The organism is Enterobacter sp. N18-03635, from assembly GCF_004006055.1.
GTDB lineage: Bacteria > Pseudomonadota > Gammaproteobacteria > Enterobacterales > Enterobacteriaceae > Enterobacter > Enterobacter vonholyi.
The window spans coordinates 3,927,500-3,947,268 of record NZ_CP034769.1; the positions used below are offsets into that span (position 1 = coordinate 3,927,500).

A 19,769-nucleotide genomic window follows, 5' to 3' on the forward strand; every position below is an offset into this window, starting at 1 on the left:
AACGTTATGGAACTGACCCCCAGAGAAAAAGACAAGCTGTTGCTGTTCACCGCCGCGCTGGTTGCCGAACGCCGCCTTGCGCGCGGGGTAAAGCTTAATTACCCGGAATCGGTCGCGCTGATCAGCGCCTTCATCATGGAGGGCGCGCGCGATGGCGAAACCGTCGCCTCGCTGATGGAGGCGGGCCGCCACGTCCTGACGCGCGATCAGGTAATGGAAGGCGTGCCGGAAATGATCCCGGATATTCAGGTCGAAGCCACCTTCCCGGACGGATCGAAGCTCGTCACCGTCCATAACCCGATCGTCTAAGGAGCGCGCGATGATCCCAGGTGAATACCAGATCCAGCCCGGAACGATTGCGTTCAACGTCGGGCGTGAAATCCAAAGCGTGGTTGTCGAAAATCACGGCGACAGGCCGATCCAGGTCGGATCGCATTACCACTTTTACGAGGTCAACCCGGCCCTGAAGTTCGAGCGGGAAGCCACCAAAGGCTACCGGCTGAATATCCCGGCGGGCACCGCCGTGCGCTTCGAGCCCGGCCAGAAGCGTGAGGTGACGCTGGTTCAGGTCACGGGCGCGCAGCGCATTTTCGGTTTTCGCGGCGAGGTGATGGGCGAGGTGAAACATGGCTGAGATTTCACGCCGGGCATATGCCGATATGTTCGGCCCCACCACCGGCGATAAAGTGCGGCTGGCCGACAGCGAGCTATGGATCGAAGTGGAAGACGATCTCACGATCTACGGCGAAGAGGTCAAATTCGGCGGCGGAAAGGTGATCCGCGACGGCATGGGTCAGGGGCAGATGACCGCAGACGACTGCGTGGATCTGGTTCTCACCAACGCGCTGATCGTCGATCACTGGGGGATCGTAAAAGCCGATATCGGCGTAAAGAACGGGCGGATCTTCGCCGTCGGCAAAGCCGGTAATCCGGACATTCAGCCCGGCGTGACGATCCCGATTGGCGCGGCAACGGAAGTGATTGCCGCCGAGGGGAAGATCGTCACCGCGGGCGGGATCGACACCCACATCCACTGGATCTGCCCGCAGCAGGCGGAAGAGGCGCTGGTCTCCGGCGTCACGACCATGATCGGCGGCGGCACCGGCCCCGCGGCGGGCACCAACGCCACCACCTGTACGCCGGGGCCGTGGTATATCGCCCGCATGCTGCAGGCAGCCGATACGCTGCCGGTGAATATCGGCCTGCTCGGTAAAGGTAACGGCTCCAACCCGGACGCCCTGCGCGAGCAGATTGCCGCCGGTGCTATCGGGCTGAAGATCCACGAAGACTGGGGCGCGACGCCTGCGGCGATCAACTGCTCGCTGGAGGTGGCCGAAGAGATGGATATTCAGGTGGCGCTGCACAGCGACACGCTGAACGAGTCCGGGTTTGTCGAAGACACGCTGGCGGCCATCGCAGGGCGCACCATCCACACTTTCCATACCGAAGGCGCAGGCGGCGGCCACGCGCCGGATATCATCACCGCCTGCGCGCACCCGAATATTCTACCCTCCTCCACCAACCCGACGCTGCCCTACACGGTGAATACCATCGACGAGCATCTCGACATGCTGATGGTCTGCCACCACCTTGACCCGGATATCGCCGAGGACGTGGCGTTTGCGGAATCCCGCATTCGTCGTGAAACCATCGCCGCTGAAGACGTGCTGCACGACATCGGCGCATTCTCGCTCACCTCGTCAGATTCGCAGGCCATGGGCCGCGTCGGAGAAGTGATTATCCGCACCTGGCAGGTCGCTCACCGCATGAAGGTCCAGCGCGGCGCGCTGCCGGAAGAGACTGGCGATAACGACAACTTCCGCGTGAAGCGCTACGTCGCCAAATACACCATAAACCCGGCGCTGACCCACGGTATCGCCCATGAGGTCGGTTCGATTGAGGCGGGCAAGCTGGCGGATCTGGTGGTCTGGTCCCCGGCGTTCTTCGGCGTCAAACCCGCCACCATCGTCAAGGGCGGGATGATCGCCTGCGCGCCGATGGGCGATATCAACGCCTCGATCCCCACGCCGCAGCCGGTGCATTACCGCCCGATGTTTGGATCGCTGGGCGCCGCGCGCCACGCCACCCGGCTGACGTTTATCTCGCAGGCCGCCACTGCGAACGGCATCCCGCAGCAGCTCAGCCTGCAGAGCGCCACGGCGGTAGTAAAAGGCTGCCGGACGGTGAAAAAGGCGGACATGATCCATAACGGCCTGCAGCCGAACATTACCGTCGATTCACAAACCTACGAGGTGCGCGTCGACGGCGAACTGATTACCAGCGAACCGGCTGACGTTCTGCCGATGGCGCAACGCTATTTCCTGTTTTGAGGAGTAATGATGATTTATTTAACCCAACGTCTGGACCACGCGCACCCGACTACCGCCAGCGTCACGCTGCCGATTGACGTGCGGGTGAAAAGCCGCGCCCGCGTATCGCTGAACGACGGGCGCGAGGCCGGGCTAATGCTGCCGCGCGGCCTGCTGCTGCGCGGGGGCGATCTGCTGACTACCGACGACGGCAGCGAGGTTGTCGAGGTGATCGCCGCGCCGGAGTCGGTCTCCGTGGTGCGCTGTGCCGATCCGTTCCTGCTCGCCCGCGCCTGCTACCACCTGGGCAACCGCCACGTGCCGCTGCAGGTTATGCCCGGCGAGCTGCGCTATCACCACGATCACGTTCTCGACGACATGCTGCGCCAGTTCGGGCTGGACGTGACCTACGCCAGCCTGCCGTTTGAACCGGAAGCGGGCGCTTACACCAGCGATGCCCACAGCCACGGCCATTCTCACGCTCATTCACATTAAGGATTAATCATGCGCAAGTTACTCACTCTGTTACTGCTGGCTTTTTCCGTTCCCGCGCTCGCGCATCCCGGCCACGGCGCCGACAGCTTCCAGGCCGGTTTTCTCCATCCGCTGACCGGACTCGATCACCTGCTTATGCTGGCGGGTGCAGGCGTGCTCTCGGCACTGAGCGGCCGCAAGCTCCTGCTGCCGTTTGCCACCCTCGGCATGATGCTCGTTGGCGCTATTGCGGGCAGCCTGCTCGGCGGCTTTAGCGGCATGGAGATGCTGATTATCGCCTCGCTGGCGGTCTGCGGCGTGATGATGTTTAAAACTGAAAATCGCTTGCTGCTGGCAGTGCCTGTCCTGGCGATGTTCCACGGCTGGGCGCACGGCGTGGAGATGTCCGGCCACAGCTTCTGGCTCTTCACCAGCGGCTTTATGCTCGCCAGCGCCACGGTGCTGTGCGCCAGCTTTGCCGCAGGGCTGCTGCTGCGCCGTCACGACGGCCTGCGTAAAACCTTCGGCGGCGGGCTGATCGTCTCCGCCCTGCTGGCGCTGATGAGCTGATGGAGCACGCCCGCCAGAGGCTGCGTCTGATGCAGCTCTCCAGCAGCAGCCTGCCGGTCGGGTCGTTTACCTGGTCACAGGGGCTGGAGTGGGCCGTTGAGGCGGGCTGGGTCACGGACGCCAACGCCTTTAAACGCTGGCAAATCCAGCAGATGGAGCAGAGCTTTTTCTGCGTCGACCTGCCGCTGTTTATCCGTCTTTATCAGGCCTGTGAGCAACGCTCGCTTACAAATGCAAAACGCTGGACGGCATACCTGCTCGCCTGTCGGGAAACGCGCGAGCTACGAGAAGAAGAGCGCAACCGCGGGGCGGCCTTTACGCGGCTGATTAAGAGCTGGGAACCTGACTGTCTGCCCGAATGGCTGCCGCTGTTTATGCAAAGCCAGCTCTGCGGCATGGCGTGGCTCGGCGTTCGCTGGGGCATTAGCGCGCGCGAACTGGCGCTGAGTCTGGGCTACAGCTGGATGGAGAGCGCGGTCATGGCGGGCGTCAAGCTGGTGCCGTTTGGGCAACAGGCCGCGCAGCAGCTGATTATCGAACTGAGCGACCACTACGCCGCCGGGTTTGAACAGGCATTTTTACGTAGCGACGACGCGCTGGGGGCAGCAACGCCGCTGTCCGCCATCGCCTCGGCGCGCCACGAAACCCAATATTCACGACTATTCCGTTCCTGAGGAGTCAACATGGCTGATTACAAACATCCCCTGCGCGTGGGCGTGGGCGGCCCGGTAGGGTCGGGCAAAACCGCGCTGCTGGAAGCGCTCTGCAAGGCGATGCGCGATACCTATCATCTTGCGGTGGTCACCAACGATATCTACACCAAAGAGGATCAGCGCATCCTGACCGAAGCGGGCGCGCTGGAGCCAGAGCGCATCGTGGGCGTGGAGACGGGCGGCTGCCCGCATACCGCTATCCGGGAAGATGCTTCGATGAACCTGGCGGCGGTGGAAGCGTTGAGCGAGAAGTTCGGCAATCTGGACCTGATCTTCGTTGAAAGCGGCGGTGACAACCTCAGCGCGACGTTCAGCCCTGAGCTGGCGGATCTGACCATTTACGTGATCGACGTGGCCGAAGGGGAAAAAATCCCGCGCAAGGGCGGGCCGGGGATCACCAAATCCGATTTTCTGGTCATCAACAAAACCGATCTCGCGCCGTACGTGGGTGCCTCGCTGGAGGTGATGGAGCGCGATACCAACCGCATGCGCGGCGAGCGTCCATGGACCTTTACCAACCTGAAGGCGGGTGACGGTCTTGCGACGATTATTGCATTTCTGAAAGAGAAAGGGATGTTGCGGGTGTAGTCAAACGATCCCCTCTCCCTGTGGGAGAGGGTTAGGGTGAGGGATTACGCCTCCGGCAGTTCCGCCAGCGGCCAGCGCGGACGCACGGACACGCTCAGGTCGGACGTTGCCCCCGCATTAAGGCGCACCATCCCGGCGTAGGCGATCATCGCCCCGTTATCGGTACAGAATTCCGGACGGGCATAGAACACTTCCCCGCGACGCTTTTGCATCATCTCGGCGAGCTTCGCGCGAAGCGTGCGGTTAGCGCTCACGCCGCCCGCCATCACCAGACGCTTAAAGCCGGTCTGATCCAGCGCGCGCTTGCACTTGATCATCAGCGTGTCCACTACCGCATCTTCGAACGCGCGGGCGATATCGGCGCGGGTTTGCTCGCTGTCGTCGTTATTGCGGATCGTGTTGGCCGCAAAGGTTTTCAGCCCGGAGAAGCTGAAGTCCAGCCCCGGACGGTCGGTCATCGGACGCGGGAAAACAAAGCGCCCTTCCGTTCCCTGCGACGCCATTTTTGACAGCATCGGGCCGCCCGGGTAATCCAGACCCAGCAGCTTGGCGGTTTTATCGAACGCTTCACCGGCGGCGTCGTCGATCGACTCGCCCAGCAGCTCGTACTTGCCAATGCCCGTTACGCTAATCAGCTGCGTATGGCCGCCGGAAACCAGCAGCGCAACAAACGGGAATTCAGGCGGATTCTCTTCCAGCATCGGCGCCAGAAGATGCCCTTCCATATGGTGAACCGGGATGGCCGGCACGTCCCACGCGAAGGCCAGCGAACGACCAACGGTTGCGCCAACCAGCAGCGCACCGACCAGGCCCGGGCCTGCGGTATAGGCCACGGCATCAATATCGGTTGAGCTCAACCCGGCCTCTTTCAGCGCCGCCTGAATCAGGGGAACCGTTTTACGCACGTGGTCACGAGAGGCCAGTTCAGGGACGACGCCGCCGTAGTCAGCGTGCAATTTCACCTGACTATACAGCTGGTTGGCCAGAAGTCCTTTTTCGTCGTCGTAAATGGCGATGCCGGTTTCATCGCAGGATGTTTCAATACCCAGTACACGCATGACTTGTTTTACCTCGTTTCAATACCGCGCAGTGTAGAGCCTGGGCGGGTTGATGTAAAACTTTGTTCGCCCCAGGAAGAAGGCTCGTGTATACTCCTCACCCTTATTAAAGTCCCTTTCAAAATCGCATCGGTGCTTTACAAAGCAGCAGCATTTGCAGTAAAATTCCGCACCATTTTGAAATAAGCTGGCGTTGATGCCAGCGGCAAACCGAATTTATTAAAGGTGAGAGTTACATGCCGGTAATTAAAGTACGTGAAAACGAGCCGTTCGACGTAGCACTGCGTCGCTTCAAACGTTCATGCGAGAAAGCAGGTGTTCTGGCTGAAGTTCGTCGTCGTGAGTTTTATGAAAAACCAACGACCGAACGTAAGCGCGCTAAAGCTTCCGCTGTGAAACGTCACGCGAAGAAACTGGCTCGCGAAAACGCACGCCGTACTCGTCTGTACTAATTGGTTGAGGGCCTCAGCCCTCAATTGACAGACAGAGTAATAGTCGTAAGGCCGTGCTTCCGGAAGGAATGCGCGGCTTGTTTTCGTTTATAAGTCGCTTAAATTTTTGGGGCATATGGCCGGAAGAATCCCACGCGTTTTCATCAATGACCTGCTTGCCAGAACCGACATCGTCGATCTCATCGACGCGCGGGTAAAGCTGAAAAAACAGGGCAAGAATTACCATGCGTGCTGTCCGTTCCATAACGAAAAAACCCCCTCCTTCACCGTAAACGGTGAAAAGCAGTTTTACCATTGCTTCGGCTGTGGTGCTCACGGTAATGCCGTTGATTTTTTAATGAACTACGACAAGCTCGAGTTCGTTGAAACCGTCGAAGAGCTGGCGGCGATGCATAACCTTGAAGTGCCGTATGAAGCAGGCAGTGGGCCAAGTCAGATCGAGCGCCATCAACGGCAAACGCTGTATCAACTGATGGATGGCCTGAATTCGTTTTACCAACAGTCTCTTAAGCACTCTGCGGCTGAGCCTGCGCGTCAGTATCTGAACAAGCGCGGACTGAGCGACGATGTCATTGCGCGTTTCGCTATTGGTTACGCCCCGCCCGGCTGGGACAACGTGTTAAAGCGTTTTGGCGGCAATAGCGAAGATCGTAAATCTCTCATCGATGCAGGTATGCTGGTCACCAACGACCAGGGACGAAGCTACGACCGCTTCCGCGAACGGGTGATGTTTCCGATCCGCGACAAGCGAGGCCGGGTAATTGGTTTTGGTGGTCGCGTGCTGGGTGATGCCCTGCCGAAATACCTTAACTCCCCGGAAACCGATATTTTCCATAAGGGCCGCCAGCTTTACGGTCTTTATGAGGCGCAGCAGGATAACGCGGAACCTCCGCGTCTTCTGGTCGTCGAAGGCTATATGGACGTCGTTGCGCTGGCGCAGTACGACATTAACTACGCGGTTGCGTCGTTAGGTACGTCCACCACCGCCGATCATATTCAACTGCTGTTCAGGGTGACCAATAACGTCATCTGCTGTTACGACGGTGACCGTGCAGGACGCGACGCCGCCTGGCGTGCGCTGGAAACCGCGCTACCCTATATGACCGACGGGCGTCAGCTACGCTTTATGTTCCTGCCCGACGGTGAAGATCCGGATACGCTGGTGCGTAAAGAGGGCAAAGCGGCGTTTGAAGCGCGGATGGAGCAGGCTCAGCCGCTCTCCACGTTTTTGTTTAACAGCCTGATGCCGCAGGTCGATTTGAGTACCCCTGACGGGCGCGCGCAGCTCAGCACGCTGGCGCTGCCGTTAATCAGTCAGGTGCCCGGCGAAACGCTGCGCATCTACCTGCGTCAGGAGTTAGGCAACAAGCTCGGCATTCTGGATGACAGCCAGCTTGAACGTTTAATGCCTAAACAGGCTGAAAACGGCACGGTTCGCCCCGCGCCTCAGCTAAAACGCACAACCATGCGTATACTGATAGGGTTATTGGTCCAAAACCCCGAGCTTGCGCCGCAGGTGCCGTCGCTGGCGGGTTTGAACCACGAAAAATTGCCCGGACTTGGCTTATTTTCAGAACTGGTCAACACGTGTTTGTCACAGCCAGGTCTGACCACCGGACAACTTTTAGAGCATTATCGCGGCACAAAAGAGGCCGCTACCCTTGAAAAATTGTCGATGTGGGACGATATAGCAGATAAGGACATTGCAGAAAAAACGTTCACCGACTCACTCAACCATATGTTTGATTCGATGCTTGAGCTGCGCCAGGAAGAGTTGATAGCTCGCGAGCGCACACACGGTTTGAGCAGCGAAGAACGCCGGGAGCTCTGGATGATTAACCAGGAACTGGCGAAGAAATAAGTCAAAGACAAAAGTATTTAACGGCTTAAGTGCCGAATATCGATCGGGAAGCCCCCGGCAGCCGCACTGAGAGGCAGCGGCAAAAATATAAGTACGCCCTCGCTTTAAAGGTTGGCAGCCCCATCGCCGACACCAATCAAACGAATTAAGTGTGGATACCGTCTTATGGAGCAAAACCCGCAGTCACAGCTGAAACTTCTTGTCCAACGTGGTAAGGAGCAAGGCTATCTGACCTATGCCGAGGTCAATGACCATCTGCCGGAAGATATCGTCGATTCAGATCAAATCGAAGACATCATCCAAATGATCAATGACATGGGCATTCAGGTGATGGAAGAAGCACCGGATGCCGATGATCTGTTGCTGGCTGAAACCTCCAACAACACTGACGAAGATGCGGAAGAAGCTGCTGCACAGGTACTGTCCAGCGTGGAATCTGAAATCGGGCGTACCACTGACCCGGTCCGCATGTACATGCGCGAAATGGGTACCGTTGAACTGTTGACCCGCGAAGGCGAAATTGACATCGCAAAACGCATCGAAGACGGGATCAACCAGGTTCAGTGCTCTGTCGCCGAGTACCCGGAAGCGATCACCTATCTGCTGGAGCAGTACGATCGCGTTGAAGCGGAAGAAGCGCGCCTGTCTGACCTGATCACCGGTTTTGTCGACCCGAACGCTGAAGAAGATATGGCGCCTACCGCCACTCACGTCGGTTCTGAACTATCTCAGGAAGAGATGGATGATGACGAAGACGAAGATGAGGAAGAGAGCGACGACGACACCGCGGACGATGACAACAGCATCGACCCGGAGCTGGCGCGTGAGAAGTTTGCCGAGCTGCGTACCCAGTACGAAGTGACGCGTGACACCATCAAAGCGAAAGGCCGCAGCCACGCTGCCGCTCAGGAAGAGATCCTGAAGCTGTCTGAAGTATTCAAACAGTTCCGCCTGGTGCCAAAACAGTTCGACTACCTGGTAAACAGCATGCGCGTGATGATGGATCGCGTACGCACCCAGGAACGCATCATCATGAAGCTGTGCGTTGAGCAGTGCAAAATGCCGAAGAAGAACTTCATCACCCTCTTCACCGGTAACGAAACCAGCGAAACCTGGTTCAACGCGGCTATCGCGATGAACAAGCCGTGGTCTGAAAAACTGCACGACGTGAAGGACGATGTGCATCGCGGCCTGCAGAAACTGCATCAGATTGAAGAAGAGACCGGCCTGACCATCGAGCAGGTAAAAGACATCAACCGTCGTATGTCCATCGGTGAAGCGAAAGCTCGCCGTGCGAAGAAAGAGATGGTTGAAGCGAACTTGCGTCTGGTTATCTCTATCGCCAAGAAATACACCAACCGTGGCCTGCAGTTCCTGGATCTGATTCAGGAAGGCAACATCGGTCTGATGAAAGCGGTAGATAAGTTTGAATACCGTCGTGGTTACAAGTTCTCCACCTATGCAACCTGGTGGATCCGTCAGGCGATCACCCGCTCTATCGCGGATCAGGCGCGCACCATCCGTATTCCGGTGCATATGATTGAGACCATCAACAAGCTCAACCGTATTTCCCGCCAGATGCTGCAGGAGATGGGCCGCGAGCCGACGCCGGAAGAGCTGGCCGAGCGCATGCTGATGCCGGAAGACAAGATCCGTAAAGTGCTGAAGATCGCCAAAGAGCCAATCTCCATGGAAACACCAATCGGTGATGATGAAGATTCACATCTGGGTGATTTCATCGAGGATACCACCCTCGAGCTGCCGCTGGACTCTGCCACCACCGAGAGCCTGCGTGCTGCGACACACGACGTTCTGGCTGGCCTGACCGCTCGTGAAGCGAAGGTCCTGCGTATGCGTTTCGGTATCGATATGAACACCGACCACACGCTGGAAGAAGTGGGTAAACAGTTCGACGTTACCCGCGAACGTATCCGTCAGATCGAAGCGAAGGCGCTGCGTAAGCTGCGTCATCCAAGCCGCTCTGAAGTGCTGCGTAGCTTCCTGGACGACTAATCCGTCCTGACCGTGAAAAAGCTCCCTTCGGGGAGCTTTTTTTTTGTTTATTCCCTCTCCCTGTGGAAGAAAGTCAGGGGTGAGAGCATCAGGCAGCAGGGGATTAAAGCCCCCGCACCATCAGCGCCTCATCAAGCTCCCTGTAGGCCTCCACCAGCTTATCCAGCGTCGCCCTGTTGAGCCCGCTCGGGTTCGGCAACACCCACACCTGCGTAACGCCAATCATGATGCTCTGCTTACCCCACTTAGCCCCGCGCTGGCTGAAAGCCTGCTCGTAGGCCTGCTTACCGAGGATCGCCAGCGCGGCCGGCTGATAGTCTTCTATTTTCTTCACCAGCTCACGCCCGCCGCTTCGCAGCTCATGGAGGTTGACCTCACTTGCCTGTACAGTCGGACGTTCGACCAGCATGGTAATTCCGCAGCGCGTATCCAGCAGGTGCTGTTCCTCTTCGGGCTTGAGTAACCTGTCGGTAAACCCGGCCTGGTAAATCACCTTCCAGAAGCGATTCCCCGGATGGGCGAAGTGAAAACCGGTTTGCGCCGAGGACTTGCCCGGGTTAATTCCGCAGAACACCACCCGCAGGCCAGGGGCCAGAATATCGTTGATCATCTTTACTCCCGCTGATACATCGTTATGGAAGTATAAAGGATTGATTATGCGTTGTTTATAAAAACAGCAGGCAGGTGCGAATGGCTGGATTGCTGCGGGGAGTTACTTTATAATTCACCGCCACGGCCCCTTAGCTCAGTGGTTAGAGCAGGCGACTCATAATCGCTTGGTCGCTGGTTCAAGTCCAGCAGGGGCCACCAAATTTTAGAAGTAAATACATACACTTAGGCCACTCTCGCGAGTGGCCTTTTTGTTTATAAGTGTTTGAGTGTCGCAAAAGTGTCGCAGTAGTTGCTACTAGAAGCTCATTTATCAGCGCCTCTATCACTATTCCTCTGCTTTTCCTGCTGAAGCTATTTAATCATCGGAATGAGCTTTTTCGCCTTTTCTTCTACATAGTCGTCAAGATGAAGTTGCAAGCGCTCGTCAAATGATGTTTCTGACCGCTTTAGGAGTGTAGTTTCTGGGGGCACAAATTTACTCTTTCCGGGAATTTGATCAGTCATCAAAAGCAGCCCATCTTCCAGGGTAAAACTTAATTCCGCAAAAATATATTTGTGGCCGCCAATGTATTCAAAGGCTATTGCTTCAAAGGAGTGGCTGAACATTGTTCGATGGCCTTCAAGCATAAAATAATCTACCATTTGAGGGGTATTATCGATGAACTCTCTAATCTGAGGCGTTGATATGATTCCGGAAACATCACGTCCGTTTATAGAAACTTCAACAACTGTTTGCTCTGGCGATTCAATCCACTTATTTTCAGACAAGCCTTCAAAATCATCTCCTGAATAAGAGGAGGACCATGAGCCTTCAAGTGTCGGACTAGACATAACCCATTTTTCAGCAAGATGTTAATTATCAATGAGTTGTTTGGAGTCCATGGTTGCCACCATGAACAAAGAAGATCCCACTACAGCAAGTACTGCCCACCATTTTTTAATAATTTGCATTTACCGTAACCCAACCCCCCAAAGATTGTATTAATTTACAACGCGAAGGCACTAATTAGAAATAGTATATTCTCAATCTGGTTGTAATCTGGATACGATTTCATAAAGATGTGGCTTACTATCGTGTAATGAAAATTAGCATTGAATCTTGATTACCATCGGGCATTGCTCAATGAATTACACACAATTTGGTTCAAACAATACTGAAAATTTTTTCAGCCTTTTTAAAATGCTGATCTCGATTCAAACCCGCACCAGCCACGGCTTTGCTGGTTTTTCTTTGTCTGCCGCCTATTGCGCCACTTGGTCTTTTCACCTCACACAAAATAAAAAAATCTCCTTATTTATCTGTTGATTACGCTTTTCGTTAGATCCTCCGCAGATCCCTAAAACTGAAAAAACTGAAATTCTTTTCAATCTTTTCAGTTCCGGTATTCCGTAAAACCGCCAGCACTGGCGCGGCCTGTCGGTCTGGTTTGTAGAAAAATAAAACTGAATAATTTTTATGATCCAAATACCGCAGGCGGGTGCGGTTGTAGTGCGATTTTGGTCTGCGGAAGATTTTTTTTGCCATGCTGTGACGCGCCAGCGCCCTGCTGTACACACGATCTGTTTTAAGGGTAGATCTGAGCGCCTTAAAAGGCTGAACGCGGCACAGCGCCGCTGGCAGCGCGTAGCGATAGCCGCTTGTGAGGTAAGAAATGAGATATCCCCGCCGGGGGATGAAGGGCATAAAAAAACCCGCTTTCGCGGGTTATGTTCTGAACTGGTTTACTTGCCAAACACCGGGGAGTATTTGCCGTTCAGCGTGTCAGCTTTCGTTCCGGTGTTCCGGATGGCTCCCGCGTTGGTCGGTGCTCCTGTATTGCTGTGCGTGTGGCTTGCCGTTTGCTCTGCCAGCTCTTTTACCACGTCCAGCGTGTCCAGCATCAGCTGTGCCACGTTGATGGTGCCAGAGCCAATCCACACTATCGGGGCAATAATCTGCTGTTGAACAGCCGCCACGCTTTTACATATCAGCCCAATTTTCTCAATCAGGTCTTTATTCCCTGCGTAAATATGCTTTAACAGCAGCGGCAGACGGCATGTGATCCGCCTCATAAACCCCCTGCCGCGAACGGCGTTTAAAGTCACTGCATAACTTGACCTCCAGAAACTCCACCGGCGGTTTGCTCAGGTAGATATAAATCGGCGGCAGGTCTGGGAACGGCAGGATCAGAATGTAATCCGCGAAGCTCTTTTTTTCCGGTGCCGGGCTGGTGGTCGCCGTTATTCCGGTATTATCCGGCAGCGGGCCAACAATCACAGGTTTTGGCAGCACGGGCCGCGCCTGGTTGCCGGTATTCCAAGGCTGTTTCTCGCCCGCTCGGTCAGGCGTCAAGATTATGGTTATGTGCTGATCTTCCTCCGTGGTGAAGGTGTACGCCTGCGCGCTGCTGTCGTACTCCATTTTTCTGACGCGTACATTATCCCGGCCAGGTGGTGTGTGCCAGCCATGCGGGACCAGGTTCCCCTGCTGTCACTCTCTCACGTATAGCGCACCCGGCTCGAGGCTTCACGCATCTGCGCCAGGCGCATACGGTCAATAAAATCCTGTTCACCGTCATTCAGCCTGCCAGGCATCATTCCCGCCAGCAGCCCGGACACGGGAGCACCCGCTCCGGCGGTGGCTATCTCACCCTGCTCGGCAACGCCACGCACCGCCCAGGTACCGTAGGTCAGCGCCCTGCCGCTTATCAGCTCCAGCAGGCTTGCGCCTGCTGTGGCAGCCTGTGCGCGTGCAGCTGCAGCAGCGACGGCGGCCTGATAATCCATTTCTTCATGGTTGCCGTTCAACCAGCGATAAAGGGCGCTGCGCTTTTTCGGTACGGGGATATCCTCTGTTTTTAAATAAAATATCTATTATCGAATAAATTTCCCCTTGTCCCAGCCCTCGCCACGGGCCGTTAAGTCGATTGACGGCGCGGCCGCTATTCCCTCAGCATCATAAAAAAATGCGGACGTTGTAAAGCTGTACACGGTGCCATAAACAGTAAATGAGATATTGTTGCCTATGCCGTCAACTTTCGCACGGGCGGTGTTCGCTGTAAGCGTTGGGGCGATATGTTGTTTTTCGAGAGCCGCCAGCGGATCGCCGTCAATCTTGCTTGCTAAAAAATAACGATATACTTCCCCTGTGGTCATGTTCGAGCCGTCATATTCAGTTATATATAACCACGTACGGGGCGTGAGTTGGCGAACCTCATAAAGTTTGTCACTCACCGTTAAACGCTGGATATGCTGAAAATAACAGTATCCCGCAATCACGATAGCCATAGTGAATGTAGCCACCCAATGCAACGCCTTAAACGCCTTAATAGTGGTGCTGCTTAACATAGTCTATGCCTTGCTTTATCCAAAATTGGTCCATCGGATCATCACCAAACGGCGGGGCCCCCGTAAAATTGCCCCATTCCGGCCTTGATGTGCCGGCCTTCCACTGCGCCGCGCCAGCGGCAATAAGCAAAATCTTTTCAGGGATGCACGCTGCAAAACCCACAGCGCCGTAATGAAAATTTCCGAAGTCAGCGTAAGCCCGTTTTTGTTGTTTGTAATCCCACGTCCCGCCGTTCCTTACTCGCTCATAAAACCACGTATACGTAAGCGGGGTGGCCATGCCCTGAACGCCGTGACGCGCCCGCGCAAGCCTGATGTGTTCGCGCAATATCTCCAGCCCGCGGGGCGGGTAAATCGGTATACATGCCATCGTTATTCCCTTTTGCCTGGCAAACCAGCAACATAAGAGCAACAGCACGGTGCGATACTGTTTGAGATCAATCTATTAATTTTATTTGCAACATCAATAAGTAACCCGATTAAATAACACGAATCTATAACACAATTTGTATCACCTGCGATCGGTTTTTAGCCGTTAATGAGGGTTTATTCTCTTTACATAAAATGGAGTTTTAAAAATGGCTATTCCTGCTTACCTGTGGCTTAAAGACGATGGCGGCAATCCGATTTATGGATCTGTGGATGTTCAAAACCGCGAGGGAAGCATTGAGGTGCTTTCTTTTAGTCACGGCCTGTTAGTTCCTACCGATAACAACACGGGCAAAATCACCGGTACACGCGTACATGCGCCGCTCGTAATAGAAAAGGAGTTTGATAGCTCCAGCCCATATCTTTATAAGGCCGTAGCTACCGGGCAGACGCTGAAAAGCGCGGAAATTAAGTGGTATAAAATCAACGATGCGGGGCAAGAGGTAGAGTATTTCAACATGCTGTTGGAAAACGTCCGGATAGCCAGCATTAACCCAGTTATGCATAACTGCAAAGAGCCAGGTTTACAGATGCATAATCATAATGAGGGCGTACAGCTGCGCTATGAGCGGATCACCTGGAAATATTGCGATGGGAACGTCCAATATTCAGACGCGTGGAACGAGCGTGTAACAGCGTAAAAAAAGGGCGGTTAATCCGCCCTATATTGTTTTTAGTGCCAATTCTTTCGCACCTTGGGTCTGCCAGCACGTAGCCTCCCTCGATGGCAATACCTCGCGCGATCACCCGGTGCCGGCTCTCCGCACTTCTTACACGTTTGGGCTATTTTAATCATGCTTAATGCTGTTAAGCATTCTCTGGCTGTTACCGCCTCTGATTTTTTGCTGCACCCTATGCAAGCACATACGGAATCAATCACACGTAGCCCGGCCTGCCGCTCACCCTCACAAACTGCAAAACTAAAGAAATCCCCCATCGCGCCGATCATCATCCGTGTGTATTATTTCCTGTAGCTTTTACAACAACTAACCTTAACTCAAATACTTAAGCGCCAAAGCGAAAGGCATCATGAGCACACCGATCAAACGGCTAGAAATCATTAAAAATGCCATTGAGCTGGAAGATGACGACATCATCCAGAGCCAGCTGACACGCCTGAAAAATGAAGCGTTTGACGATGAGCTACAGGCAATCGTCGTGGCGCTTGAGGGAAAAAACTACACCGAGGCTATGGCGGCCATTACCGCCTGGCTGCAGGGCCAGCGCGCCGTGACCCAGTGGCGCGATCCGCAGGTGGCGGCCAGCAAGCTCGAGCTGAAGGCGCTGGAAGAGCGCCTGCGCGATCTGATTGACCGCCGCAACGCCCGTGTGCAGCAGCTTGATGAATTCAACGATCTCTATTTCTCCCGCCTCGGGCCGTTGATGCAGCAGATCCTCGCCCTGCGTAAAACGCTGGCCGAGCTTAACCTGCGTCGTCAGCAGGCGGAAGCGCGTCGTCGCGAGGAAGATTATCGTCGCTGCCAGCGCTATATGGCGCAGGCGGTAGAAGTACTGGCGACGCTTACCCAGCGCTGGCGCGATCTCCCGGCTGACTCCGTGCAGGCAGCCGAGGCGCGTAAACATCTGGAGCAGCAAAGTAATCTCATCGCCAACCTGCTGGCCGAAGCGCTGGAGCTGGAGAGCGGCTTAACGCGTGAAGAAGAGCCTGCGCGTCAGGCTCGCGACGAGGCCAACGAAGAGTACGAGAAGTATCGCGAACAGCATCACGATGCCGAAGTGCGGCTGCGTAAAGGAAAGCATCTTTCGGAAGAAGATCAGAACGAACTCAAGCGTCTCTGGCGGCAGGCGAGCAAGCTCTGCCACCCGGATCTGGTGGCGGACGATCTGAAAGAAGAAGCCAACAACATGATGGTGCAGCTTAACCAGGCGAAGCAGCGCGGGGATGTGAAAGCCATTCGTTCGCTGGTGGCCCGCCTGCAGCAGGGCTTCGAGCCATTGATGGCAAGCGACAGGCTGAACGATCTGGAACGTATCCGCAAAAAAATGGCGCAGGTCCGCGAGCAGATCGACATTTTAGTGAATGAGCTGGCGGAGCTGGAGAAAGAGGAGTCCTGGCTTCTGGTCTCGTCGCTGAGCAATATGGAAGCGTACTTCGCTCAGCAGGAGAAAGCGCTGCACGAGGTCCGCGCCTCGCTCGAACATCAGGTGAGCGAAGCGCAGCTGGATTCAGCAGCCTGATTATTTGGCGTGCCAGTATGCGCTGGCACGCACCAGCTGTGGATCAATCGCGTCGGTTTCAAACTGACGGCTCAGGCTTTTCACCACCTTCCCTTCCCCGGTCAGCCAGATAAAGTAATCGTCCCCCGGAACGGTCAGCGCAGCCAGATGATCTGCGACTGCCTGCTCGCTGTGGCCCACCACCCAGGTGATGTTGAACTCGCTCAGGTGCGCCAGATAGTCCTTATAGGATTCATCCCCAACCGTCACGACCGCGTGAACGTCCGGGCGAACCGGCAGTTGCGCAATGCTCTCTAGGCGTCGACGCAGCGCGGGCATACCGGACTCATCGCACACGTACAGCTGCCAGGCGTAATCCTCCGGCACCACCAGCGAGCCGCGCGGGCCGCCGATGGTCAGCTTGTCTCCCGCTTTCGCCTCAATCGCCCAGCTGCTGGCAATACCGCCGTCATGAATGAAGAAATCGAGAACCAGCTCATGATTTGCCTTGTCGTAGAGCGGCGTATAGTCGCGCGCCTGCGGACGCACGCCGTCGCCCCAGTCGATGCCTTCTTCGGTAACCACCGGCGGCACGAACGTCGCCCCGGGTGCCGGGAAAAAGACTTTGGTATGGTCGTCGAAACCGCGGGAGCTAAAGCCCTCCAGCGCCTCGCCGCCTAAAACAATGCGCTGGAAACCCGAGCTGGCGCGCTCAACGCGGAGCACCGTCAGCTCGCGAAAACGCAGGTCATTACGAACGCGCTGTGGGTAACGGGTAGTTGCCATTTTTAGCCCCTTCTCTGGTGAATACGATATATCTAAATCAATTTTCAAATGATAATGATTACTAATAAGTAAAAATGCAAGATCTTTTAGATTGCATCTGAATATATCTTAGATATAGTTTAGATATATCAAAATGAAGGGCATACTATGCGACACGAACATGAGGGCGGCGGGCGGCGGGCGCGCTTTTTCGGCCACGGCGATCTGCGGCTGGTGATTCTGGATATCCTGACCCGTAGCGCGAGCCACGGCTACGAGCTGATCAAAGAGATCGAGAACCTGACCCAAGGGAATTACACCCCGAGCCCAGGGGTCATCTATCCAACCCTGGATTATCTTCAGGATCAGACGTTTATCACCATTACGGAAGAAGAGAACGGTCGCAAGAAGATTGCGATTACCGCTGAAGGACAACGCTGGCTGGACGAAAACCGGGAACAGCTGGAACAGATCCAGGTGCGTATCAAAGCGCGTTCTGTCGGTTTTCAGCTACGCAAAAACCCGCAGATGAAGCGGGCGCTGGATAACTTCAAAGCGGTGTTAGACCTGAAGGTGAATCAGGGAGAGCTCAGCGACGCGCAGCTCAAGCAGATTATCGGCGTAATCGACCGCGCGGCGCTGGAGATCTCCCAGCTGGATTAAGCCGGTGCGTGCTCACTCACGCGGAAGACGCGTACCAGCTCTTTCAGGTGCATCGCCTGTTCGTTAAGCGATGCTGCTGCCGCGACGGACTCCTCCACCAGCGCGGAGTTCTGCTGGGTGGTGGCATCAATCAGGCCAATCGCGCTGTTAATCTGCGAGATACCTTCCGTCTGCTCGTGGCTGGCCTGGCGGATCTCACGCAGGATCGTATCCATCTCCTCCACGTTGCCGACCATGCCGTTAATCAGCCCACTCGCTTTTTCAACCAGGTTCATCCCGTCCTGGGTCTGGCTGGTAGAGCTCTCAATCAGCTCGCGGATTTCGCTGGCAGACGACGCGCTCTTCTGGGCAAGCTGACGCACTTCACCGGCCACCACCGCAAAACCGCGACCGTGCTCGCCGGCGCGCGCCGCTTCCACAGCGGCATTTAGCGCCAGAATGTTGGTCTGGAAAGCAATGGCGTCGATCAGGTCGATAATGTCGGACATCCGGTTGGACGTCTCGTTAATCAGGCGCATTTTGCTGGTCACCTGCTTCATCATCTCACCGTTGTTTTTGACCACCGTGGCGGCATCAGCCGAGAGGTTGGTCGCTTCCCCGGTATGCGAGGCGGTATTTTTCACCGTCGCGGTGATCTGCTCCATCGAGGCGGCGGTCTGTTCAACGGAGCTGGCCTGCTCTTCCGTGCGCGCGGCCAGATCCTGGTTCCCGGCGACAATCTGCGCGGCTGCGCTGGAGATATTCTCCGAGCCGGTTTGCACCTGCTGCACAATGTCCAGCAGTCGCGTTTTCATCTCCATCAGCGCGTGCAGCAGCAGACCCGTTTCGTCTTTACCGTGTGGCGTGATGCTGCCCGTGAGATCGCCCTCTGAAATGGCTTTTGCAAAATGCACCGCCTCGCCGAGCGGACGAGTAATAGCGCGCACGATAAACCAGCCGATCAGGCTGCCTGCCCCGACGCTAAAGAGCGTGAGCAGGATCAACAGCAGGCGGTTAGACCGGAAATCCCCTTCCACCTGCGCGCCAGCGCTCTGCATCTCGCTGTTTTGAATGGTAATCAGCTCCTTCACCTTCGCTTTATAAGCCTGCTGCACGGCGAGGGTGGTGGTCATCATCTCCTGAATAGCGCCCGCACGATTGTTGTTCTGCACCGCCTGCAAAATGCGGTAGCGCGAGTCCAGATACTGCTGGCGCACGCTGCGGATCTCCGCCAGCACCTGCTGAGACTTTTGATCCTGCAACGCGGTGTTCAGCTCTCCCAGGATCACCGTGATATGCTCGCTGATCTCTTTCAGGCGCTGCTGAGATTGCCCAGTGTAGGTGCCCTGCTCGTCCAGCAGCATCAGCTGTTGAGTGCTAATAAATTCCTGGAAGTTATCAATTAACTGGTTCGCTTTTACCGTGGTCGGATAATCACTGGTAATAATGGATTGCATCCCGTTATTAGCCCGGTTCAGACTCAGCAGAGACAGGCTCGCGCTGATCGCCATCAGGACAATAAAGAACCCAAACGCCAGAAATAATTTCGTGCCGATCTTTACGTCATGTAAGAACATATTTTCTCCATCGATGTGATTATTTCTCAGACGATCGCTGTTATCGGTAACGATTTCGCTAACTTTATGAGTTTGATCGTTTTTTTATTTCATAACCCACACAATGGATAGGTAGAGGCTATTAATATTGCCCCATTGATCGTTACCAGACCACCAGAGAGGCATTTTTCAAAATAGCCTTCTGGATAATTGACTTAGGCA

25 protein-coding genes and 1 tRNA gene are annotated in these 19,769 nt (G+C 55.5%); 15 read left to right on the top strand and 11 right to left on the bottom strand.

The window, feature by feature from the left end:
- The first annotated feature begins 6 nt into the window (after window positions 1-6).
- From ELK40_RS19505 to ureG, 7 genes are read left to right on the top strand one after another with little or no spacing between them, the layout of a single operon-like run.
- Window positions 7-309: an urease subunit gamma gene (locus ELK40_RS19505; RefSeq protein ID WP_003862556.1), complete on the top strand. Its 303-nt coding sequence runs from the start codon at window positions 7-9 to the stop codon at window positions 307-309.
- A 10-nt stretch (window positions 310-319) separates the two neighbouring features.
- On the top strand, window positions 320-634 hold the full coding sequence (locus ELK40_RS19510; RefSeq protein WP_127732343.1) for an urease subunit beta: 315 nt from the start codon (window positions 320-322) through the stop codon (window positions 632-634).
- Window positions 627-2,330: an urease subunit alpha gene (ureC, locus tag ELK40_RS19515; RefSeq protein WP_127732345.1), complete on the top strand. Its 1,704-nt coding sequence runs from the start codon at window positions 627-629 to the stop codon at window positions 2,328-2,330. The genes ELK40_RS19510 and ureC overlap by 8 nt, the downstream gene beginning before the upstream one ends.
- 9 nt (window positions 2,331-2,339) lie before the next feature.
- Window positions 2,340-2,804, top strand: a complete 465-nt coding sequence (ureE, locus tag ELK40_RS19520) for an urease accessory protein UreE (RefSeq protein WP_127732836.1) — start codon at window positions 2,340-2,342, stop codon at window positions 2,802-2,804.
- 9 nt (window positions 2,805-2,813) lie between these two features.
- Window positions 2,814-3,353, top strand: coding sequence for a HupE/UreJ family protein (locus ELK40_RS19525; RefSeq protein ID WP_115876301.1), 540 nt, complete (start codon window positions 2,814-2,816; stop codon window positions 3,351-3,353).
- Complete coding sequence (locus ELK40_RS19530) at window positions 3,353-4,027, top strand: urease accessory protein UreF (protein ID WP_115876302.1); 675 nt, start codon at window positions 3,353-3,355, stop codon at window positions 4,025-4,027. Before ELK40_RS19525 ends, ELK40_RS19530 begins: the two co-directional genes overlap by 1 nt.
- 9 nt (window positions 4,028-4,036) lie before the next feature.
- Entirely contained in the window at window positions 4,037-4,654 is a 618-nt protein-coding gene (gene ureG / locus ELK40_RS19535) for an urease accessory protein UreG (protein ID WP_127732347.1), read from the top strand.
- Between the two features lie 44 nt (window positions 4,655-4,698).
- Here ureG and tsaD read toward each other — a convergent pair whose 3' ends face one another.
- On the bottom strand, window positions 4,699-5,712 hold the full coding sequence (gene tsaD, locus ELK40_RS19540) for a tRNA (adenosine(37)-N6)-threonylcarbamoyltransferase complex transferase subunit TsaD (protein ID WP_024906472.1): 1,014 nt from the start codon (window positions 5,710-5,712) through the stop codon (window positions 4,699-4,701).
- A 236-nt stretch (window positions 5,713-5,948) separates the two neighbouring features.
- Here tsaD and rpsU point away from each other — a divergent pair, with 236 nt between their 5' ends.
- From rpsU to rpoD, 3 genes are all read left to right on the top strand, one after another.
- On the top strand, window positions 5,949-6,164 hold the full coding sequence (gene rpsU / locus ELK40_RS19545; protein ID WP_001144069.1) for a 30S ribosomal protein S21: 216 nt from the start codon (window positions 5,949-5,951) through the stop codon (window positions 6,162-6,164).
- Window positions 6,165-6,279: 115 nt separating this feature from the next.
- On the top strand, window positions 6,280-8,025 hold the full coding sequence (gene dnaG / locus ELK40_RS19550) for a DNA primase (RefSeq protein WP_003862574.1): 1,746 nt from the start codon (window positions 6,280-6,282) through the stop codon (window positions 8,023-8,025).
- Window positions 8,026-8,190: 165 nt separating this feature from the next.
- A complete protein-coding gene (gene rpoD / locus ELK40_RS19555; RefSeq protein WP_023309228.1) occupies window positions 8,191-10,038 on the top strand; it encodes an RNA polymerase sigma factor RpoD in 1,848 nt (615 codons plus the stop codon).
- Between the two features lie 103 nt (window positions 10,039-10,141).
- Here rpoD and mug read toward each other — a convergent pair whose 3' ends face one another.
- Window positions 10,142-10,648, bottom strand: a complete 507-nt coding sequence (mug, locus tag ELK40_RS19560) for a G/U mismatch-specific DNA glycosylase (RefSeq protein WP_127732349.1) — start codon at window positions 10,646-10,648, stop codon at window positions 10,142-10,144.
- Window positions 10,649-10,772: 124 nt separating this feature from the next.
- On the opposite strand from mug, the gene ELK40_RS19565 reads away from it, so the two are divergent.
- Window positions 10,773-10,848, top strand: a tRNA-Ile gene (locus ELK40_RS19565).
- Between the two features lie 153 nt (window positions 10,849-11,001).
- Here the strand turns inward: ELK40_RS19565 and ELK40_RS19570 are convergent.
- Window positions 11,002-11,481, bottom strand: a complete 480-nt coding sequence (locus ELK40_RS19570; RefSeq protein ID WP_127732351.1) for a hypothetical protein — start codon at window positions 11,479-11,481, stop codon at window positions 11,002-11,004.
- A gap of 292 nt (window positions 11,482-11,773) precedes the next feature.
- Here ELK40_RS19570 and ELK40_RS19575 point away from each other — a divergent pair, with 292 nt between their 5' ends.
- The gene (locus tag ELK40_RS19575; protein WP_127732353.1) at window positions 11,774-11,956 is read left to right on the top strand and encodes a hypothetical protein; all 183 of its coding nucleotides are present in this window, start codon (window positions 11,774-11,776) and stop codon (window positions 11,954-11,956) included.
- A gap of 12 nt (window positions 11,957-11,968) precedes the next feature.
- On the opposite strand, the gene ELK40_RS22940 is transcribed toward ELK40_RS19575, so the two are convergent.
- The 6 genes from ELK40_RS22940 to ELK40_RS19600 form a co-directional block, all read right to left on the bottom strand.
- Complete coding sequence (locus tag ELK40_RS22940) at window positions 11,969-12,334, bottom strand: hypothetical protein (RefSeq protein ID WP_127732355.1); 366 nt, start codon at window positions 12,332-12,334, stop codon at window positions 11,969-11,971.
- A gap of 38 nt (window positions 12,335-12,372) precedes the next feature.
- Window positions 12,373-12,702, bottom strand: a complete 330-nt coding sequence (locus ELK40_RS19585) for a hypothetical protein (RefSeq protein WP_348523113.1) — start codon at window positions 12,700-12,702, stop codon at window positions 12,373-12,375.
- Window positions 12,644-13,108 (bottom strand): S-type pyocin domain-containing protein, encoded by a 465-nt coding sequence (locus ELK40_RS22945; protein ID WP_244599417.1) that lies wholly within the window; start codon window positions 13,106-13,108, stop codon window positions 12,644-12,646. Before ELK40_RS22945 ends, ELK40_RS19585 begins: the two co-directional genes overlap by 59 nt.
- Window positions 13,109-13,128: 20 nt before the next feature.
- A complete protein-coding gene (locus tag ELK40_RS22950) occupies window positions 13,129-13,416 on the bottom strand; it encodes a hypothetical protein (protein ID WP_244599394.1) in 288 nt (95 codons plus the stop codon).
- An 87-nt stretch (window positions 13,417-13,503) separates the two neighbouring features.
- Complete coding sequence (locus ELK40_RS19595) at window positions 13,504-13,977, bottom strand: hypothetical protein (protein WP_127732357.1); 474 nt, start codon at window positions 13,975-13,977, stop codon at window positions 13,504-13,506.
- Window positions 13,955-14,347 carry a polymorphic toxin type 44 domain-containing protein gene (locus ELK40_RS19600; RefSeq protein ID WP_127732359.1) on the bottom strand — a complete coding sequence of 131 codons (393 nt, stop codon included), beginning with the start codon at window positions 14,345-14,347 and terminating at the stop codon, window positions 13,955-13,957. The genes ELK40_RS19595 and ELK40_RS19600 overlap by 23 nt, the downstream gene beginning before the upstream one ends.
- A 208-nt stretch (window positions 14,348-14,555) precedes the next feature.
- Between ELK40_RS19600 and ELK40_RS19605 the strand changes: the two genes are divergently transcribed.
- Together ELK40_RS19605 and ELK40_RS19610 are read left to right on the top strand one after the other, a co-directional pair.
- Window positions 14,556-15,047, top strand: a complete 492-nt coding sequence (locus ELK40_RS19605) for an Hcp family type VI secretion system effector (protein WP_127732361.1) — start codon at window positions 14,556-14,558, stop codon at window positions 15,045-15,047.
- A 388-nt stretch (window positions 15,048-15,435) separates the two neighbouring features.
- Window positions 15,436-16,605 carry a DNA repair protein gene (locus tag ELK40_RS19610; RefSeq protein ID WP_111964916.1) on the top strand — a complete coding sequence of 390 codons (1,170 nt, stop codon included), beginning with the start codon at window positions 15,436-15,438 and terminating at the stop codon, window positions 16,603-16,605.
- On the opposite strand, the gene ELK40_RS19615 is transcribed toward ELK40_RS19610, so the two are convergent.
- Complete coding sequence (locus tag ELK40_RS19615) at window positions 16,606-17,370, bottom strand: siderophore-interacting protein (RefSeq protein WP_127732363.1); 765 nt, start codon at window positions 17,368-17,370, stop codon at window positions 16,606-16,608.
- Between the two features lie 147 nt (window positions 17,371-17,517).
- Between ELK40_RS19615 and ELK40_RS19620 the strand changes: the two genes are divergently transcribed.
- Window positions 17,518-18,012, top strand: a complete 495-nt coding sequence (locus tag ELK40_RS19620) for a PadR family transcriptional regulator (protein ID WP_127732365.1) — start codon at window positions 17,518-17,520, stop codon at window positions 18,010-18,012.
- On the opposite strand, the gene ELK40_RS19625 is transcribed toward ELK40_RS19620, so the two are convergent.
- Window positions 18,009-19,568 carry a methyl-accepting chemotaxis protein gene (locus ELK40_RS19625; RefSeq protein ID WP_127732367.1) on the bottom strand — a complete coding sequence of 520 codons (1,560 nt, stop codon included), beginning with the start codon at window positions 19,566-19,568 and terminating at the stop codon, window positions 18,009-18,011. The two genes, ELK40_RS19620 and ELK40_RS19625, sit on opposite strands and share 4 nt — an antisense overlap.
- Window positions 19,569-19,769 lie beyond the last annotated feature (201 nt).

Coding starts and splice junctions, on each gene's coding strand:
- ELK40_RS19570 (WP_127732351.1), bottom strand. CDS start 11,481: ATGTCTAGTCCGACACTTGAAGGCTCATGGTCCTCCTCTTATTCAGGA.
- rpsU (WP_001144069.1), top strand. CDS start 5,949: ATGCCGGTAATTAAAGTACGTGAAAACGAGCCGTTCGACGTAGCACTG.
- ELK40_RS19600 (WP_127732359.1), bottom strand. CDS start 14,347: ATGGCATGTATACCGATTTACCCGCCCCGCGGGCTGGAGATATTGCGC.
- ELK40_RS19505 (WP_003862556.1), top strand. CDS start 7: ATGGAACTGACCCCCAGAGAAAAAGACAAGCTGTTGCTGTTCACCGCC.
- ELK40_RS19575 (WP_127732353.1), top strand. CDS start 11,774: ATGAATTACACACAATTTGGTTCAAACAATACTGAAAATTTTTTCAGC.
- ureC (WP_127732345.1), top strand. CDS start 627: ATGGCTGAGATTTCACGCCGGGCATATGCCGATATGTTCGGCCCCACC.
- dnaG (WP_003862574.1), top strand. CDS start 6,280: ATGGCCGGAAGAATCCCACGCGTTTTCATCAATGACCTGCTTGCCAGA.
- ureE (WP_127732836.1), top strand. CDS start 2,340: ATGATTTATTTAACCCAACGTCTGGACCACGCGCACCCGACTACCGCC.
- ELK40_RS19620 (WP_127732365.1), top strand. CDS start 17,518: ATGCGACACGAACATGAGGGCGGCGGGCGGCGGGCGCGCTTTTTCGGC.
- ELK40_RS19595 (WP_127732357.1), bottom strand. CDS start 13,977: ATGTTAAGCAGCACCACTATTAAGGCGTTTAAGGCGTTGCATTGGGTG.
- ELK40_RS22950 (WP_244599394.1), bottom strand. CDS start 13,416: ATGGATTATCAGGCCGCCGTCGCTGCTGCAGCTGCACGCGCACAGGCT.
- tsaD (WP_024906472.1), bottom strand. CDS start 5,712: ATGCGTGTACTGGGTATTGAAACATCCTGCGATGAAACCGGCATCGCC.
- ELK40_RS19510 (WP_127732343.1), top strand. CDS start 320: ATGATCCCAGGTGAATACCAGATCCAGCCCGGAACGATTGCGTTCAAC.
- ELK40_RS22940 (WP_127732355.1), bottom strand. CDS start 12,334: ATGCCCTTCATCCCCCGGCGGGGATATCTCATTTCTTACCTCACAAGC.
- ELK40_RS19610 (WP_111964916.1), top strand. CDS start 15,436: ATGAGCACACCGATCAAACGGCTAGAAATCATTAAAAATGCCATTGAG.
- ELK40_RS19585 (WP_348523113.1), bottom strand. CDS start 12,702: ATGAGGCGGATCACATGCCGTCTGCCGCTGCTGTTAAAGCATATTTAC.
- ELK40_RS19615 (WP_127732363.1), bottom strand. CDS start 17,370: ATGGCAACTACCCGTTACCCACAGCGCGTTCGTAATGACCTGCGTTTT.
- ureG (WP_127732347.1), top strand. CDS start 4,037: ATGGCTGATTACAAACATCCCCTGCGCGTGGGCGTGGGCGGCCCGGTA.
- rpoD (WP_023309228.1), top strand. CDS start 8,191: ATGGAGCAAAACCCGCAGTCACAGCTGAAACTTCTTGTCCAACGTGGT.
- ELK40_RS19605 (WP_127732361.1), top strand. CDS start 14,556: ATGGCTATTCCTGCTTACCTGTGGCTTAAAGACGATGGCGGCAATCCG.
- ELK40_RS19525 (WP_115876301.1), top strand. CDS start 2,814: ATGCGCAAGTTACTCACTCTGTTACTGCTGGCTTTTTCCGTTCCCGCG.
- mug (WP_127732349.1), bottom strand. CDS start 10,648: ATGATCAACGATATTCTGGCCCCTGGCCTGCGGGTGGTGTTCTGCGGA.
- ELK40_RS19530 (WP_115876302.1), top strand. CDS start 3,353: ATGGAGCACGCCCGCCAGAGGCTGCGTCTGATGCAGCTCTCCAGCAGC.
- ELK40_RS19625 (WP_127732367.1), bottom strand. CDS start 19,568: ATGTTCTTACATGACGTAAAGATCGGCACGAAATTATTTCTGGCGTTT.